The following is a 15,353-nucleotide window of genomic DNA, read 5'->3' on the forward strand; positions in this document are numbered from 1 at the left end:
CTTTTGACGCACACCGTTCTACAGATAGTATGCCCATCGAGACAGATGCCGAGGTCCGAAACGTGCTCAGAAAGCAGACGGTCGCCGTCGTCGGCTGTTCGTCGACACCCGGAAAAGCTGCCCACGAAATCCCGAACTATCTTCAGAAACAGGGGTACGACGTCATTCCAGTCAATCCAAACGCAGACGAACTCCTGGGACGGCCCGCATACGATTCGCTCTCGGATGTCGAGGAAGACATCGACATCGTCGACGTGTTTCGGCCGAGTCCCGAAGTGGCAGGGATCGTTGACAAGACGCTCGAGCGCGATGATATTGACGTTATCTGGCTCCAGCTCGGCATTCACGACGACGAGGCGGTCGCTCGAGCGGAAGCGGCTGGCCTACGTGTCGTCCAAGACCGGTGTATGAAACCAGAGCACCAGCGACTGATCGCCTCCGCGTGAACTCCCCGCTCCGATTCGCTCATGGCTGAGTCGTGTTGTAGCTGTTCGACCGGAGGTCCACCGCAGTCGGTGCTCGCTTTGTCCTCGTCCTCACGGTTTTCGCCTCGAGACACCGAGAGGCCAGCGTAGTATCACTCTTCAGACTGAGCCACAGTATACAGTGTGCACTTCGAACCGAGCGCCGCCGTCGGCACTTTCGGTTGCCTCGACTGTCCACCCGTGGGCCTCAGCGATTCCCCTGACAATGGCGAGGCCGAAGCCACTCCCCTTGTCTGCCGTCGAGTAGCCCTGGTCGAATATGTGCTCACGCAGTTCGGATGGGATACCCGCGCCGTCGTCCGCGACATAGAACCCCTGGTCGCTGTCGAGCAGGCCGACTCGGATCGTCACGGTATCGCCACCGTGTCTCACCGCATTCGAGAGGAGATTTTCGACCAACTGGCGCAGGCGTGCTTCGTCACCCTCCACGCAGTAGTCGTCGAGTTCGACATCGATGGTCGCGTCGTCAGTCGGAATCGTCTCCCAGACCGACTCGACCAGTGCACCGAGCGTAACTGGTCGGATCTCTTCAACCTGTTGGCCTTTGCGTGCGAGCGTTAGCAAATCGTTGATGAGCGCATTCATCCGCTCGTGAGCCGCCTCAATGCGGTCGAAGTCCTCCGATGAACCGCTCTCGCGGCCGAGTTCGAGCGCGACCTGCGCAACCGTGAGTGGGTTTCGGAGGTCGTGGCTCACAACGGAGGTGAACTCCTCGAGACGTGTATTTGTCTGCTGAAGTTCCCGTTCGCGCTCTTTGCGCTCAGTGATGTCTTGGAACGCCCCGCGAGCACCGATCAGGTTGCCATCGTCGTCGTACCACGGCGTTCCCAGTGTTCGAACCCAGCGTCTCTTGTCGGTGTTCGTAATAATTTGCAACTCCAGATCATAGCTCTCCCCCGCAGTCCGCAGTCGCTCGAACGCTTCCTCGACCGTCGCTCTATCTCGAGGATGGTAGAACGAAATTCCCTCCTCGACGGTTACCTCGTAGTCCAACGGCAGTTCGTGGATACGATAGACCTCTTCTGTCCATCGCATCGTTTCCGAGCTGAACTCGACCTCCCAGCCACCGATATCTGCGACTGTTTGGATTTGCTTGAGAAACTCCCGTTTCTGGTCCAGTTCCTGTGCACGCCGTTTGTGTGTCGTGATATTTCTCCCCTCGGCCACGAGCAACGTGATCTCGTCTCGTTCGTCGGTGATCGGACGAATCGAGAAGTCGATAATAGCGGTTTCGTCGGCCCCCTGCACCGTGACATCGTAGCGAACGAACTCACCGTCGGCTGCCATCTTGATGGCGTTTTTTAGCTGTTTCTGGGTCTCGTCATTTATCTGCCACCAGTCAGCGTCCCAGACCGGGTTTCCCACTACCGCTTCGCGGTCGAGCCTACCGAATTCCAGCGCGGAGTCGTTAGCCTCCAGTAGTGTCCCATCGGGGTCCAGTAGCCCTATGAACTCGTAGGTCTGGTTGAAGATGGCCTCGTACTGGCGGTCGCGCTCTTTACGCTCGGTGATATTACGTGTTGCTCCGACGAGCTTTTCGATGCCGCCGTCGACAATCACCGGCGCGATCCGTGTCTCCCAGTAGGATCTCTCCTTAGGGACTGAGACCAGTTCTTCGTATTCAAGCGATTCACGCTGGGAGACGCACTTCCGGTAGCGCTCGAGAATCTCACTCCCTTCTCTCTCACCGAACACATCTTGGAGTCGCCGTCCGCGGAGTTCGCCGTTTGCCAGCCCGGTTAGATTTTCGTAGGCGGGGTTTACTCGCTCGAGTCGGAACTCATCTTCGTCTGTATCGACATCGATGAGAAAAAGCGCATCCTGTGCGTTGTTGAACAGCGTTTCTGCAAGTTCAAGCTCTTCCTCACGGACCTTCCGCTCGGTGATTTCACGAGAGATGATCGACAGGCCGTCCGTGTCGGCGTAGATATTTACCTCCACCCAGTGCTCGAATGGGTCACAGAGCAGTGTTTCGAACGTGCGTGGTTCCTGTGTTGCCATCGCCTCACGACAGTTGGACTCGATTGCTGATCTGCGAAGCGCCGGGACGACATCCCACAGAATCTCGTCTTTGACGTCCACTGCCGATGTGTCTGTCCACGCTGCCATCGATTTGTTCCAGTACGTGATTCGCCACTCTGTATCGACCGCACAGTACGCATCCGTGATGCGTTCGGTCAACTGCTCGTACTCCGGTTGGATTTTAGCCATTGATTCAGTGTTGCATGACGGCGTTTTTGAGGCGGTGTCCCAGTACCGTGTACTGGATGATTCTGAGCGCGGTCTGGAAATAGTCGGTCACGCTCCGTGCGAGAGCCTCGCTGGTGGTATCGTTGTAGCTGTTTTGCATACGTCGCTCGAATAAGCGGGTATCAGTGACACTGTGAGCAGAGCCCGGCTGTCCGTCGTGTCCTTCCGACGCGTTTCTGGGGTGCATCTTCAGTGTTCAGTATCGGCTATGGAATACTAGCTGTCCGACGAGACTGCTCTCACCGAACTAAGCAGGACGGTGCGTGCAGACCGCATACGCGATGGGTTCAGGTCTTGTTGACGGCGTTATGAATCCGGTCGATCAGCTCGTCGAACTGTTTGGTGTCCGGCCCCTTCTGAACGTAGTCGGTGACGCCAGTCGCAATCGCTTGACTGGCGATCTCCTCACTCCCTTTAGCAGTAAAGACGATGAACGGAATCTCTGCGTCTTCCTGGCGGACGACCTTCAAGAAGTCAAGACCGCTAATGGCTGGCATCTGATAGTCGCTTACGATACAATCGAACGACTCTTTCTCGAGTGTCGTCACCGCCTCGGGGGTACTCATCGCGGTCGTAACCGCTATGTCATCGGCCTCACGCTCGATGTAGGCCCCGATGGTTTCGGGCAAGCCCGGCTCGTCATCGACGAGCAACACTTGGATCCCCTCGTCGGACTGGCCGCGTGTGTTGGTCGCGTTCTCGAACTGAATCTGATTTCGGACTGCAAGATCAAGCCACTCACCGATGTTGCCGTGAAGACTCGTTGACTCGACGATCTGCTCGTTCTGGTTGTGCGTTACAAGCCCGTAATCTACGAGTTTTGGAAGATGGCTGTGGAGCAACGACGAACGCACGCGTTCTCGGTCGACTGTTTCAGTGTCGTCCGTCCCAACCTCTGTGAGCACGTCGAGCAGTTCATCGAGCGTCGCTGCCCTGTGTTGGCGGAGATGAAACAGCACGGTCCGCCGATTCGCACCGGAAAGGATGTGGAATAAGTCGTCGCTCGAGAGGTTCGGATAGCCATGCGTGTCTGAATCGCTACTCGTGTCTTCCATACTTGGTAGAGATGACCACACAAACATAAATACTATCCAATTAATAAATGTATTACAGGTAAGGCTGACGGTACAGCTAGATGAATGATCTTTCGTGTCGAAAATCTGCCTATAGCAGTGTCACACCTGTCATTAACCGTGTTCGCCGTTAGTGATTGCAAGAGTGAATGAATGTGGCCTCGAGTGTGATATCTTATTGATACTATAGTTTCAGATTTGGTATTTGATACAACAGGATGTCAAACAGGTCAACAGTGGCGGCATGCGTATCATCGGTAGCGACCGACGTACGACGTCCGTGTTCAGGCGGACGAAACTCCGGACACGCTGTTGCGATTGCTATGACTTATTTGCAGGATAGTTTGATATATTGATACTGATATTACTACTTTATATATAAAGCTGCAGTATTCTATTATAGATACTATGGCCAGCCTCTCATCACACGTAGACGATCGATTTTTCAAACCAGTAATCGACGACGTCGCAAACGGGATCGTGGCCATCGATACAACCGGGACGATCATCTTCCTTAATCCGTACGTCACGGAACTTCTCGGATACGCCCCCGACGAATTGATTGATCACTCAATCGATCGGCTCTTTCCAGCAGCACAGACAGAGACGCTCGAGGACGTTCGAGCGCTTGCGACTGCTGGCAGTAGCCCGACCGAACTCACCCTCCTCGACAGAGTTGGTCAAGAGGTTCCCGTCTCAATTGTCGTCACGGAAACCAGACATGACGATCGGCAATTTTTCACCGTGACCGTACGCGACGCCGCTGATCGGCACAAACGGAAGTCGGAACTCCAGGAGACTGGGGCCGTTCTCGAAAAGACCTTCGAGCACTCGAACGACGGCATCATGGTGTTCGATCCAGGGAACGACGAGATCACCGAATGCAACCCACGTCTCTGTGAGTTGCTCGACTACTCCTGTGCGGAGCTGTTGTCACTCGAGCCAACAGATATCTTTCCCTACGAGCCGTCGCGGTTTCAGGAGTTGACCACCCGCGACCTCGAGCAGCGAGGTGGCTGGACAGACGAACTCGACTGTGAGACGCGCGAAGGGAAGCGGGTACCAATGGAAGTATCGGCGTCGCCGATCGAGATCGACGGCCGACACCACGTGCTTGCGAACGTCCGGGACGTCTCCGAACGGAAAGAGTACGAGGAACAACTCGCGGCTCTCGGCGAAGCGAGCCGAGAACTGTTGCTCGCCGAGACTGAGACCGACGTCGCCGAGATCGCCGTCGAACTCACTGGCGCAGTGCTCGATCGATCGCTGACGACGATCTGGACGGCTAATGACCATGCCCTCCGGCCACTGGCTGTGAGCGAGCGGGTTGCCTCGCTGGCCGACGACGCGACCGAAGCGATGGATCCGATTCGAGCGGGAACCGTCGAGATGGACGTCTTCGAACGGGGCAAGTCGAAGCTGGTCGAAGAGTACAACACGGTGTCGAACGCGGCACACCCGAGGATGCCTCTCGAGACGCGGCTGCTGGTTCCGTTGGATGACTACGGCCTCCTCGGTGTCGGATCCACGACGAATGACATCGACTCGTCGCTTCAGGAGCTGGTCAGCGTGCTGGCGTCGACGGTGCAGATAGCCTTCGACACCCTCGCGGCCGAGCAAACCGTCGATGATCGGTCGGCGGCCATGGACGCAGCGACCGACGGAATCGGAATCGCCGACGAACACGGGACGTTCAACTACGTGAACGACTCCCTCGCCGCGCTTTACGGGTACGACAGTCCCGAGCAACTCGTCGGAACGTCCTGGAACCGTCTCTATCCGGACGATGAGGTCGAGCGATTCGAGTCCGATGTCCTCTCGATCGTTTCGGAACAGGACGGCTGGCGCGGCGACGCGGTCGGACTGCGCGCCGACGGCTCGACGTTCCCACAGGAACTCTCGCTCGCCCCGCTCGCCGACGGGGGGTCGATCTGTATCGTCCGTGATGTCAGCGAGGCAAAAGCACAGGAACGCCAACTCGAGTCGCTTACCGAGGTTTCGAGTGAACTGATACCTGCGGACTCACGTGCGGAGATTGCCCAGATCGGTACCGAAGCGGTCGATAACGTGCTCGACTTCGAGGTCGGCTGCGTTCGGCTGTTCGATTCGGATACGAACCAACTCGAACGAGTGGCCATGACCAATGGAGCAGACGCGCTGCTCGAGTCACGCACAGCCTACGACCTCGAGGCAACGCTCGCCGGGCAGGCGTTCAGGGGCGAGCAAACGCTCGTCAACGCCGCGACGGTCACGGAGTCAGATGGTCCGTCGGTGTTCGAGAATCCGAGCTTTCACGTCCCGATCGGGGCGGACGGCGTCCTCAGTGTTGTCGTTCGATCACACGAGGAGTTCGATGACCGAGACGTGCACCTCGTAGAGATGCTCTCAATGAGCATGACAACGGCCATCAGCCGGGCAGAGCGTCGTCGACTCCTACAAGCCCAGAAACGCGAACTGCATCAGCAGCACGATCAACTCGAAACGATGGTTCGGATCAACTCACTGTTCAAAAAGACCGGTGAACAGCTCATCGAGACGACTACGAGGTCGGAACTCGAGCGAACGATCTGTGATCGGCTGGCCCAGTCCGAGCACTACCGGAGCGCGTGGGTTGGTGACGTTGAAGGTACTGGTGATCATATCATCGCAAGCATTGGGAGCGGTGTCGAAGACAGCTACCTCGAGATGGTCAACAAACTGCCGCTCTCGAGCGTCGCAAACGGAACCGTCGCACGGGCGATCGAGACGGGAACGGTTCAGATCATCCGCCAGTACCAGCAGACGGGCAACGAGCAGTCGGGAACCGACGATGAGTTCCCCGAGGACGTCGAAACCATTGCAGCGATCCCGTTGCTGTACGGCGACCATCTCTTCGGAGTTCTCGTGGTAAACAGCGTCCGCGAAGCCGCTTTCAATAAGAAAGCGGCCGAGGCCCTCGAGTCGTTCGGGAAGATGGCCGGTTTCGCAATAAACGCGATTCGTAACCGGTCGATGCTCGTCTCCGACACTGTCGTGGAACTCGAGTTTACCATGAGTGATCCGTCGGTGTTTTATTCGCAGGTGACCGCTGATCTCGACTGCCAGTTTCGGTTCGAACGCTCAGTCCCAGTCGCGGAAGGGAGAGTCATCAACTACCACACTGTCGAAGGAGCGGAGCCGGATACCGTTCTCGAAGCTGCCGAAGGGTTCGATGGGATCGAAGACGCGCGCGCAGTCGCCGAGCGAGACGACAGGTTCGTTCTCCAGTCGGTTGCTCCCCAATCGACGGTCCAACTCGCGCTTAAGGCGGGTGCGACGCTTCGATCCGCCCAGGCAGCAAACGGTGAGGGAACGATCGTTCTCGAGGCACCACAGACTGCAAACGTTCGCGATATCGTGAGCACCGTGGAAAACGCCTTTTCGAACGTTGAACTCGTGGCCAAGCGCGAGCATGAACGCACCGTCCTCTCGGCCGAGGAGTTCCGCGAATCCACCGCAGAGAGTCTCACTGAAAAACAGCGGGCGGCGATCGAGTCGGCGTACTTCGCCGGCTACTACGACTGGCCGCGGGAGATCACCGCAGAAGAACTCGCTGAGTCGATGGGAATCTCCTCGTCGACGCTCCACCAGCACCTCCGGAAAGGGATTTGGAGTCTGCTATCGGCGTTCCTCGAATCACAGTAGCGGGACTCGATTGGGTTATATCGATCGTCGAGAGATCATCGACCCACATGGCTAGGTGAGACGATTTCACATAGTTCGGCACCGCGTTCTTGCAGTTGAGGCTCCTTTACTAGTATAACGGACGAACCCGTGTCGAACGCGCCTGTACCGAAACCCAGTGTCCGTGACACGTCCTGTCCGAACCAGTCGGCACTACTGCCGAGGACCGCCACCATGTCCAACCACACTCCAAACCAGCCACACGACGCCGAATCGAACGGTCCCAACGCCCACATCGGGGCCTACCATACGATCAACGACGGGACGGTCATCTACGACATACACGACCAAGATGCATGGGTCAGTTCGACGCGTGCCGTGTTGCTTTCCGACGTCGAGTAAGCGAATTACCGCTTTGGATCGGGAAGAACCGAGAAGCACACCCGATTTTAGTGTACACAGCTTCTATTCGAATATAAGTTCGTACCACGCGTTCTCTGAGTGAGGCAAGTCACACTGTGATACCGTTCGAATCAATCGATGGTAGACCGACGTATGACAGGACCGGAAGCGTCTTGCCTCGAGTGATGACAATGAACGATAGCCACGGAACACCGACCGACGAAACGACCGAAACACGACGCTCTCTCGTGACAAAGGGGCTGCTCGCCGCGAGTGCACTCGTGTTTGGGCTGTCCGGAACCGGTTCTGCGGCACCGGGCCGGACCGGCACGACTACGAGCGGAACTGGCAGGCAGAGCGGAGAGACCAGCAGCAGTTCTACCTCGAGTGCCACTAGTTCTAGCGACACGTCGTCCACTGGAACGACTGGAAACACCACAACCGGACGCACCGTTACCGGAACTCGGAGTGGCCGGACCGGCACGAGTGACACGAGCAATGTCGGGATTCGAACCGGGAGAATCGGAACGAGCAGTGCTGATGTCAGAACTGGCCGAGCGGGTACGTCCGGGATCAGCACGGGCAGTATTCGTACAGGTCGAACGAACGCCGGTGGAGTTCGAACTGGTCAAGCAGGAACGACCGGAATCAACACCGGTTCCGTCCGCACTGGTCGAACCGGTACGAGCGGGGTTCGAGGAGCCAACACGGGCGTCAGCGGTATTGGTCGAGCCAGCACTGGCCGATCTGCCAGCAGGGGCGGTTCTCGAATCCGCGGGCGAACCCGGCACCGCTGACGGCTGCCTTGCTACAATAGTGCGAGGAGTACGAGCACACCAGTTCCGAGGAGGAACAGCCAGATTGCACCCGCTGGCGTTTCCCTCGAGCGGCGACGCGTCCGCTGTTGTTGTGCGATCCGCGGGTCGAGTTTCGCCCAGGCGCGCTGTTTTCGCTCGAGCAGCGAGAACACGCCGCCGGTCGCACCGCCGTAGATCAGGTGACCAATCAACGATGGCAGGGCAGCTGCCATGGCGGGGCCGTTCCATGCGAGCGGTGCACCAAGCAACGTTGGAAAAAGCGTGAGCGCACCGATGAACCACCAGACAAGCCCGTAGACGAGCCTCCAGGCGACGCCCGAGCCGACGTCGGGGGACTCATAACGAAAGAGCAGTCCGTAGGTTATCCCGACGATCACGCTGATCCCCATGTGGATGAAAAATCCGACACCGGGATTGGATCGACCGACCAGTTCGGCAACGGCGATCAGATCCCCAGTCGTCCACATGAGGACGCCAAAGAGGAGTCCGCCGGCGAGACTAGCAAACACACCCCAGCCCGCACGCCGCAAGAGTTTGATCCCAGGTGCCGTCACCGACTGGTTCAGCGGATCGGCATCGTGAAACAACACGAGCCACGCCCGATCGAGGAGAGAGTAGATCAACCCGAGGAGAACCCCGTAGACGGCGTGTCCGACGAACGACCCAAGTTCTCCGCCTGCCGCGGTGGCCGTCCATTCGACCGGCGAGCCAAGCGCCAGCGGAAACAGGGTGAGTCCGCCGAGGAGCCACCAGAAAGTGCCGTACGCCATCCCCCAGGCCATCGACGAGCCATGGCCGAGCGCGTCCCGCTGGAAAAGCAGGCCGAACGTCACACCGATGAAAAGAGCGACGAGAAAGTGAACGAGACGGCCGACGACGGGGCTGGTCGTCCCAACGAGTTCGGCGACGAGCGAGAACATGCCGACGCTTTCCATCCAGCTGCCAAAGGCCACACCACCGACGATACCCGCGACGCCGCCCGCAAAGAGCGCGCGACGGAGATCAATCGGCTCGCTCGTCTCGAACCGTCGGGCGTTCCAGATCCCAACGGCGACACCGACTGGTGCCCCCAGACCGAGGAGGAGCCGGATCAGGACCGGCAGAAAGGCGTCAACCGTCGTCTCTTCGATGAGCCCAACACTTGCGGCCTGAAACGAAATTCCGATCAGGATCGTCCACGCGAGCACGCCGGTCCCGAGACCCCAGACGAGCCCACGTCCCGGATCGATCGCCCTCGAGCCGAAGACGACCGAGGCGACGACCCCGTAGCCGACCCCGAGTGGAAGCCAGTAGACGCTCCCTTGTCCGATCTCGATCAGCCAGATAACGCCGATGAATCCGGCGATCCCACCGACCAGGGGTGTCGATCGACTCACGGGGACTGATTGTGTCCGACGCTCGTCGCCGTCTACTCGCTCGCTCGGTTCATCCGCTGCGTTCATTGCCGCCCCCGTCGCTGGGTTCGTTCACCCATCGTCTGGACGATCTCACGTGGGAAGACGAGTTCGATGAGCCAGCTGACGAGGACGCGGATTTTTCGATCCGTTCCAGGGAGTTTGAGCAGATAGACCAGTCGCCACAACAGCCAGGCGAACGGGCCGGAGAACCGCCGGCCCCAGAGTTCGGCACAGGCCGTCTGGTAGCCAACGACGACGAGCGACCCCGGAGAGGTGTACTCGAGGGGTGTCTGTGACTTCCCGATCGTCGATGCGTGAATGTTGTCTGCGAGGACGTTCCCTGCACGGATCGCGTGTTCGGCCGTCGGTGGATAGCGATCTCCAGCCGGGTCGGGAACGGCCGCACAGTCACCCACGGCCCAGAGTCCCTCGTGGCCCGGCACGGAAAGTGTGGCGTCGACGCTGATCGCACCCGGCCGCTCTGTGGGCAGGCCCAGTACGTCAACGAGCGGATTCGGTCGATTGCCAGCGGTCCAGACCAGCGTCTCCGTCTCGATCGTCGTCCCCGTCGAAAGGGTAACGACGCCCGACTCCGGGTCGGCGTCCTCGAGATAGGTCTCGAGTTCGAAGGTGACGCCACGCGCTCGCATTCGCTCGAGGATGTACGCCGCAAGCGACTCGCTCAGTTCAGGCACGATCCGGTCGCGAGAGTGAACGACAGTGACGGTGACGTCCTCGGGTGGCACGTTGGGGTAGTAGACGAGCATCCCACGAACGAAGTCGTTGAGCGCACCCGCCAGTTCCGCGCCGGCGAATCCCGCGCCGGCGACGACGAAAGTGACCAGTGCGTTCCGGGTGTCGGGATCGTCTTCGCGTTCGGTTCGTTCGAAACAGTCGACGACGTGGTTCCGGATCGCCATCGCGTCCCCCAGCGTCTTGAAATCGAAGGCAAACGCGCGAACGCCCTCGAGTCCCTTGTAATCGGAAACCGAGCCAAGGGCAAACACGAGGTGATCGTACGGAATCGTTTCGTGATCGGCGGACGACCCGTTCGGGAGGGCAACGTCGGTGGCGGGTCCGTCGGCTCGAGCGTCGACTGACGGGCTGGCCTCAGCGTCAAGTATGACGTGTCGGTTGTCTCGGTCGATTCCGACTGCCTCGCTCCGGACGATCTCGGTCCGTTTGAGACTGGTCCGCAGCGGGGTTGTGACGTGTGTTGGCTCGAGACTGCCAGCGGCAACCTCTGCGAGCATTGGGGTAAAGAGAATCGCGTTGGTGTCGCTCACGAGCGTGAGTTTGACCGTCGGATCGGGGCCGAACCGCTTCTCGAGTCGCTTCCCAACGGTCAGTCCGGCGAACCCGCCACCGAGAACAACGATCCGGGTGTCGATGGCCTGATCGGTATCCTCGCGCTGTACGCGGTCGTAGTGCGCGTCGAACGTTGCCGACGTCAGCGCCACCAGGACACCGAACACTGCTCCCGCCCCCATCCACGTCGCGAGCGTGGGAAGGACGGTCGTGATCTCATCGAGCGTCCACGCCGGCTGTCCCGTCCGAACCAGGGAAAGTCCAAGAACGTAGACGAGCACCCAGGCGGGAATGCTCATCGCCGCCGCGCCGACAGCGTGCGTCAGCGCCGACTTTTCGAGTGGTTCGAAGCCAAGCCCGTACAGGAGTCCGAGAACCGGCCCGAGAAGCAGGCCCAACAGCCACGGGTCGACGACTGTCGACAGGACGGCCCCCGGAACGATGCCAGCCACGGCTCCGACGAGTAGCCGGCGCTTGAGGACTGGGTCGACATCCGAGAGCAATGACTGGGAACCGCTCGATCCAACTCCCAACAGTATCAGCGGAGTCATTCGACGCTACTCGTCGTCTTCGTCGGTATCCTCGTCGCTTTCGTTGCTCTCGTCCTCGCTTCCGTCTTCGTCCACTTCTTGCTCGTCCCCGTCGTCACCGTCTTGATCGTCCCCGTCGTCACCGTCTTCCGATCCACCTTCGTCGCCCCCGTCGTCACCGTCTTCTGCATCGTCAACCGGTTCCGTCGACACGAACGTCTCCGCGATACGAGAGAGCAACTCGGGCCACTCGAGGTCCTCGCTGAGGTACGCTTCGACCCACTCGGTTTCGATCGTGAAGTAATCGAGTACCTCTCCGTCTTCCGGATCGTACGCAGTCGCCTCGAGGTATGCCGTCGACGAGCCACTTTCGATGGTCGTCGTGTAGCCGTCCGTAATCAGCTCGATCTCGGTGGCGACGTTATCGTCCGAGGTTCCGCTCGCGTCGTATCCCAGCTCGAGTCCGTCGTCGACAGGCGCTATGTCTACCTGTTCGAATCCGCGATCTTCGAGGGTTGCCTGGAACTGCTCGAGCAGCTCTGATTCGCTCAGCTCCGCGTCATCTCCGTTCTCGCTTGTTGACTCGTCCTCGTCTTCGTCTCCGTTCTCACTTACCGACTCGTCTTCGTCTCTGTCTCCGTCCGATCCGAGGCTGGTACAGCCTGCACTCACGACTAGCATGCCTGCAACTGCGGTCAACAGTGTTCGACGTTCCATGCTTGCAAATGAACCGATATCGTTGTCAACACGCGAGGAAAAATAGGTACGAATGGTGGTGGTACGGGTCGAATGGCGCTATTGACTGTCGATCAATCGTTTCGTCTCAAGACCTCATCGACTTTTTTTAGCTGAAAGATAGGGCGCTAAGCCCCCGTCCTCAAGGAGCGAGGTGAAGCCGAGCGAGTAGGGCGGGGATACAGCGCCCGCACGAGTAAAAAATTCTAATCAGAACATTTAACTAATCACAACCCTAGCAGAGGACAAGTCGCATGGAATACAGTCCAAAATACCGACTCTTCCCCACAACCACCCAACGGGAGAGTCTCGACTGGACTCGTAACATCGTGCGACAAGTCTACAACCACGCACTCCACGAATTCAACAAAATTCCAGAAGCCGAGGGAACGCTTCGACAGCGAGTCTGGCAAGTCCGCGACACTCTGCCACAACTCAAACAACAGTGGACCGACCTCAAACAAGTCTACTCCACCGTGTTGCAGAAAGCTGTTGAACGCATCCGCACCAATATCAACAACCTTGGCAAGCTGAAATCCAAGGGATACGATGTTGGCTCGTTGAACTGGAAATCACCGCGTGAGTTCAGGAGCGTCACGTATCGGCAATCGGGCTTCGAACTCGACAAGAAGAGTGGCCCGAGAAACCGAGTAATACTCCGACTCAAGAAAGTCCGCGGTGAGACGCTCGAAATCCCCATCCGCTTGCACCGTGACCTCCCCAGGCACGACGCTATTACGGAAGTTACGGTGAAGAAAGAGCCGACGGGAGCATGGTACGCCTCGTTCTGCATCAGCACGGACGAACCAGAGAAACCCGAGTCAGAAGGTATTGATTCTGAAGATACCGTGGGGCTCGACCTTGGCGTGCTTAACTTCATCCACGATTCTGAAGGGCACTCTATCGACCGTCTCGATTTGTCCGATGAACGCGAGCGTCTCGAACGCGAGCAACGCTCGCTCTCTCGCAAACAGTACGAGTCGCGTAACTGGGAAGTGCAACGGCAATGCGTTGCTGAGGTTCACGCTCGGATGTCGAACAAGAAGCGTGATTACAAGCACAAAATCGCACACTTCTACGCGACGACGTACGACGCCGTGTTTGTCGAGAACTTGAACGTGAAGTCGATGCTGGAATCAGGTGGTAACGCTCGGAACAAACACGAGGTTGGCTGGAGTGACTTCCGCCAGATTCTCGAACATCACTGTGACAAGCACGGTACGCACTACGTTGAAGTGCCTGCTCAGGGCACGACGAAAGAGTGCGCGTCGTGTGGCTGTGAATCGGAGAAGCCGTTGTGGGTGCGTGAGCACTCGTGTCCCTCGTGTGGGTTTACAGTGGATAGGGATTGGAATGCGGCGTTGAACGTGAAATTGCGTGGCCTCGAAAAACTAGGAGTGGTTCACTCCAAAGCAACGCCTGTGGAGACTGCGACCGCTGTGGATTCGCTTTCCGTTTCTGCAAGTCGCGTTTGTCGAGGGAACCTCGACAGGCTGTCAGACGTAGTCTGACAACGTCGTCGAAGCAGGAAGCTCCGTCCTCAAGGAACGAACGGCGCAAGCCGTGAGTGAGTAGGGCGGAGTAGTTCACCGCGTTGAATCCTCGTGGGCCGTTCCAATCGACGATACACACGGTGTGGCCATGTCTTGCTGAACAAGATCACAGTGGACGTGACTTCCTCCCACGAGTGAACTCCTGAGACTTATGGGTAAGAGACGGGACTCAAGTCGTGGGCTTCCGCTATCACTGTGTCACAGACACCAATCTTCGCCCGCACACTGCAGTGACAGGTGCTCTGTCGATAACAACTGAGCGGCAGTACCAACCACCGCGATTAGGCTTGGCTGTAGCACACCTATGTCCATCGGTACTACTGTTAGGCAGTCGACACCCGTTCATAATGTATGGCATCTAAAACAGCCACACCGACAGAGACTCGAACGAAGACACGATTCGAATACTGGCAAGCCGGCCTACTTGGCGGCGTTGGCGGCGGCCTCGTGTTCGGCGTGCTAATGACGATGACAATGCAACCGATCATCGAGATGGCAATCCCCGGAATGTACGGGCTGGGACCATCACTCGCCGTTGGGTGGGCGATTCACATGTTCCACTCGGTCGTCCTCGGCGTCGGCTTTGCGATCCTCATCCGGACGACTGGCTTCGAGGAGCGACTGGGGAGCAATTTCACGATCGCCGCTGCGGGACTCGCTTACGGGGTTGTCCTCTGGCTCGTCCTCGCGTCGTTCGTCATGCCCGCGTGGGTCGGTGTGATGACAGAGATGACACCACCCGTGCCCGACTGGAGCGGACAGAGTCTGATGGGACACGCCGTGTATGGTGTCATCCTGGGGCTGCTGTACGCACTCCTCGCGCGATAATCCTCTTTTTCTGTACTGATTGTATCATCAACCCATCACGGACGACGAGACGGGTGACCGAGAAGCCTCACTCGAGACTCGGAATCTCGACGGTTTTTCCCGACGTTGCTGCATCGTAGGTTGCGTCAATGGCGACGATATCTCCGATGACGCCATCTTCGATCAGCTCGCGAGTGCGTCGAACTGACGGTTCGAGTTGGAGCCGGTAGGCAGTCATCAGCGTGACGCCTGCATCGTCGCAGGCATCGATCGTCGCTCGAGCCCGCTGGACGGTGTCGTGTCGAGCGGTTTCTCGCAGATGACAGATAGATAGCGGAAGCCCACGAGTTCAC

Annotated in this window: 11 protein-coding genes and 1 pseudogene; 5 read left to right on the plus strand and 7 right to left on the minus strand. The window is 58.4% G+C overall.

Annotated elements, in window-relative coordinates; all coding sequences use genetic code 11:
• The first annotated feature begins 29 nt into the window (after window positions 1–29).
• Entirely contained in the window at window positions 30–446 is a 417-nt protein-coding gene (locus ACERJA_RS17055; protein ID WP_373609441.1) for a CoA-binding protein, read from the plus strand.
• Between the two features lie 138 nt (window positions 447–584).
• Here ACERJA_RS17055 and ACERJA_RS17060 read toward each other — a convergent pair whose 3' ends face one another.
• The 3 genes from ACERJA_RS17060 to ACERJA_RS17070 all read right to left on the minus strand — a co-directional run bounded on the left by ACERJA_RS17060 (window position 585) and on the right by ACERJA_RS17070 (window position 3,790).
• The gene (locus ACERJA_RS17060; RefSeq protein WP_373609442.1) at window positions 585–2,696 is read right to left on the minus strand and encodes a PAS domain-containing sensor histidine kinase; all 2,112 of its coding nucleotides are present in this window, start codon (window positions 2,694–2,696) and stop codon (window positions 585–587) included.
• A 4-nt stretch (window positions 2,697–2,700) separates the two neighbouring features.
• Window positions 2,701–2,835 carry a hypothetical protein gene (locus tag ACERJA_RS17065; protein WP_373609443.1) on the minus strand — a complete coding sequence of 45 codons (135 nt, stop codon included), beginning with the start codon at window positions 2,833–2,835 and terminating at the stop codon, window positions 2,701–2,703.
• 187 nt (window positions 2,836–3,022) lie between these two features.
• On the minus strand, window positions 3,023–3,790 hold the full coding sequence (locus ACERJA_RS17070; protein WP_373609444.1) for a response regulator: 768 nt from the start codon (window positions 3,788–3,790) through the stop codon (window positions 3,023–3,025).
• A gap of 426 nt (window positions 3,791–4,216) precedes the next feature.
• On the opposite strand from ACERJA_RS17070, the gene ACERJA_RS17075 reads away from it, so the two are divergent.
• Window positions 4,217–7,471 carry a PAS domain S-box protein gene (locus ACERJA_RS17075; protein WP_373609445.1) on the plus strand — a complete coding sequence of 1,085 codons (3,255 nt, stop codon included), beginning with the start codon at window positions 4,217–4,219 and terminating at the stop codon, window positions 7,469–7,471.
• Window positions 7,472–7,684: 213 nt separating this feature from the next.
• Window positions 7,685–7,852 (plus strand): hypothetical protein, encoded by a 168-nt coding sequence (locus ACERJA_RS17080; RefSeq protein WP_373609446.1) that lies wholly within the window; start codon window positions 7,685–7,687, stop codon window positions 7,850–7,852.
• 808 nt (window positions 7,853–8,660) lie between these two features.
• Here the strand turns inward: ACERJA_RS17080 and ACERJA_RS17085 are convergent.
• The 3 genes from ACERJA_RS17085 to ACERJA_RS17095 are packed head-to-tail and all read right to left on the minus strand — an operon-like array spanning window position 8,661 to window position 12,622.
• The gene (locus tag ACERJA_RS17085; RefSeq protein WP_373609447.1) at window positions 8,661–10,112 is read right to left on the minus strand and encodes a hypothetical protein; all 1,452 of its coding nucleotides are present in this window, start codon (window positions 10,110–10,112) and stop codon (window positions 8,661–8,663) included.
• A complete protein-coding gene (locus tag ACERJA_RS17090; RefSeq protein ID WP_373609448.1) occupies window positions 10,109–11,926 on the minus strand; it encodes an NAD(P)/FAD-dependent oxidoreductase in 1,818 nt (605 codons plus the stop codon). Before ACERJA_RS17090 ends, ACERJA_RS17085 begins: the two co-directional genes overlap by 4 nt.
• A 6-nt stretch (window positions 11,927–11,932) precedes the next feature.
• A complete protein-coding gene (locus tag ACERJA_RS17095) occupies window positions 11,933–12,622 on the minus strand; it encodes a hypothetical protein (RefSeq protein ID WP_373609449.1) in 690 nt (229 codons plus the stop codon).
• Window positions 12,623–12,894: 272 nt separating this feature from the next.
• On the opposite strand from ACERJA_RS17095, the gene ACERJA_RS17100 reads away from it, so the two are divergent.
• Together ACERJA_RS17100 and ACERJA_RS17105 are read left to right on the plus strand one after the other, a co-directional pair.
• The gene (locus ACERJA_RS17100; protein ID WP_373609450.1) at window positions 12,895–14,151 is read left to right on the plus strand and encodes an RNA-guided endonuclease InsQ/TnpB family protein; all 1,257 of its coding nucleotides are present in this window, start codon (window positions 12,895–12,897) and stop codon (window positions 14,149–14,151) included.
• Window positions 14,152–14,544: 393 nt separating this feature from the next.
• Complete coding sequence (locus ACERJA_RS17105) at window positions 14,545–15,021, plus strand: histidine kinase (protein ID WP_373609451.1); 477 nt, start codon at window positions 14,545–14,547, stop codon at window positions 15,019–15,021.
• Window positions 15,022–15,148: 127 nt separating this feature from the next.
• On the opposite strand, the pseudogene ACERJA_RS17110 reads toward ACERJA_RS17105, so the two are convergent.
• Window positions 15,149–15,353, minus strand: a pseudogene (locus ACERJA_RS17110) (gfo/Idh/MocA family oxidoreductase); the annotation flags it as partial.

This window comes from Natronorubrum sp. A-ect3 (genome assembly GCF_041821125.1).
Classification (GTDB): Archaea; Halobacteriota; Halobacteria; order Halobacteriales; family Natrialbaceae; genus Natronorubrum; species Natronorubrum bangense.

Excerpts from the sequence above, each read along its gene's own strand:
- ACERJA_RS17055 (WP_373609441.1), top strand. The coding sequence starts at position 30 with ATGCCCATCGAGACAGATGCCGAGGTCCGAAACGTGCTCAGAAAGCAG.
- ACERJA_RS17060 (WP_373609442.1), bottom strand. The coding sequence starts at position 2,696 with ATGGCTAAAATCCAACCGGAGTACGAGCAGTTGACCGAACGCATCACG.
- ACERJA_RS17065 (WP_373609443.1), bottom strand. The coding sequence starts at position 2,835 with ATGCAAAACAGCTACAACGATACCACCAGCGAGGCTCTCGCACGGAGC.
- ACERJA_RS17070 (WP_373609444.1), bottom strand. The coding sequence starts at position 3,790 with ATGGAAGACACGAGTAGCGATTCAGACACGCATGGCTATCCGAACCTC.
- ACERJA_RS17075 (WP_373609445.1), top strand. The coding sequence starts at position 4,217 with ATGGCCAGCCTCTCATCACACGTAGACGATCGATTTTTCAAACCAGTA.
- ACERJA_RS17080 (WP_373609446.1), top strand. The coding sequence starts at position 7,685 with ATGTCCAACCACACTCCAAACCAGCCACACGACGCCGAATCGAACGGT.
- ACERJA_RS17085 (WP_373609447.1), bottom strand. The coding sequence starts at position 10,112 with ATGAACGCAGCGGATGAACCGAGCGAGCGAGTAGACGGCGACGAGCGT.
- ACERJA_RS17090 (WP_373609448.1), bottom strand. The coding sequence starts at position 11,926 with ATGACTCCGCTGATACTGTTGGGAGTTGGATCGAGCGGTTCCCAGTCA.
- ACERJA_RS17095 (WP_373609449.1), bottom strand. The coding sequence starts at position 12,622 with ATGGAACGTCGAACACTGTTGACCGCAGTTGCAGGCATGCTAGTCGTG.
- ACERJA_RS17100 (WP_373609450.1), top strand. The coding sequence starts at position 12,895 with ATGGAATACAGTCCAAAATACCGACTCTTCCCCACAACCACCCAACGG.
- ACERJA_RS17105 (WP_373609451.1), top strand. The coding sequence starts at position 14,545 with ATGGCATCTAAAACAGCCACACCGACAGAGACTCGAACGAAGACACGA.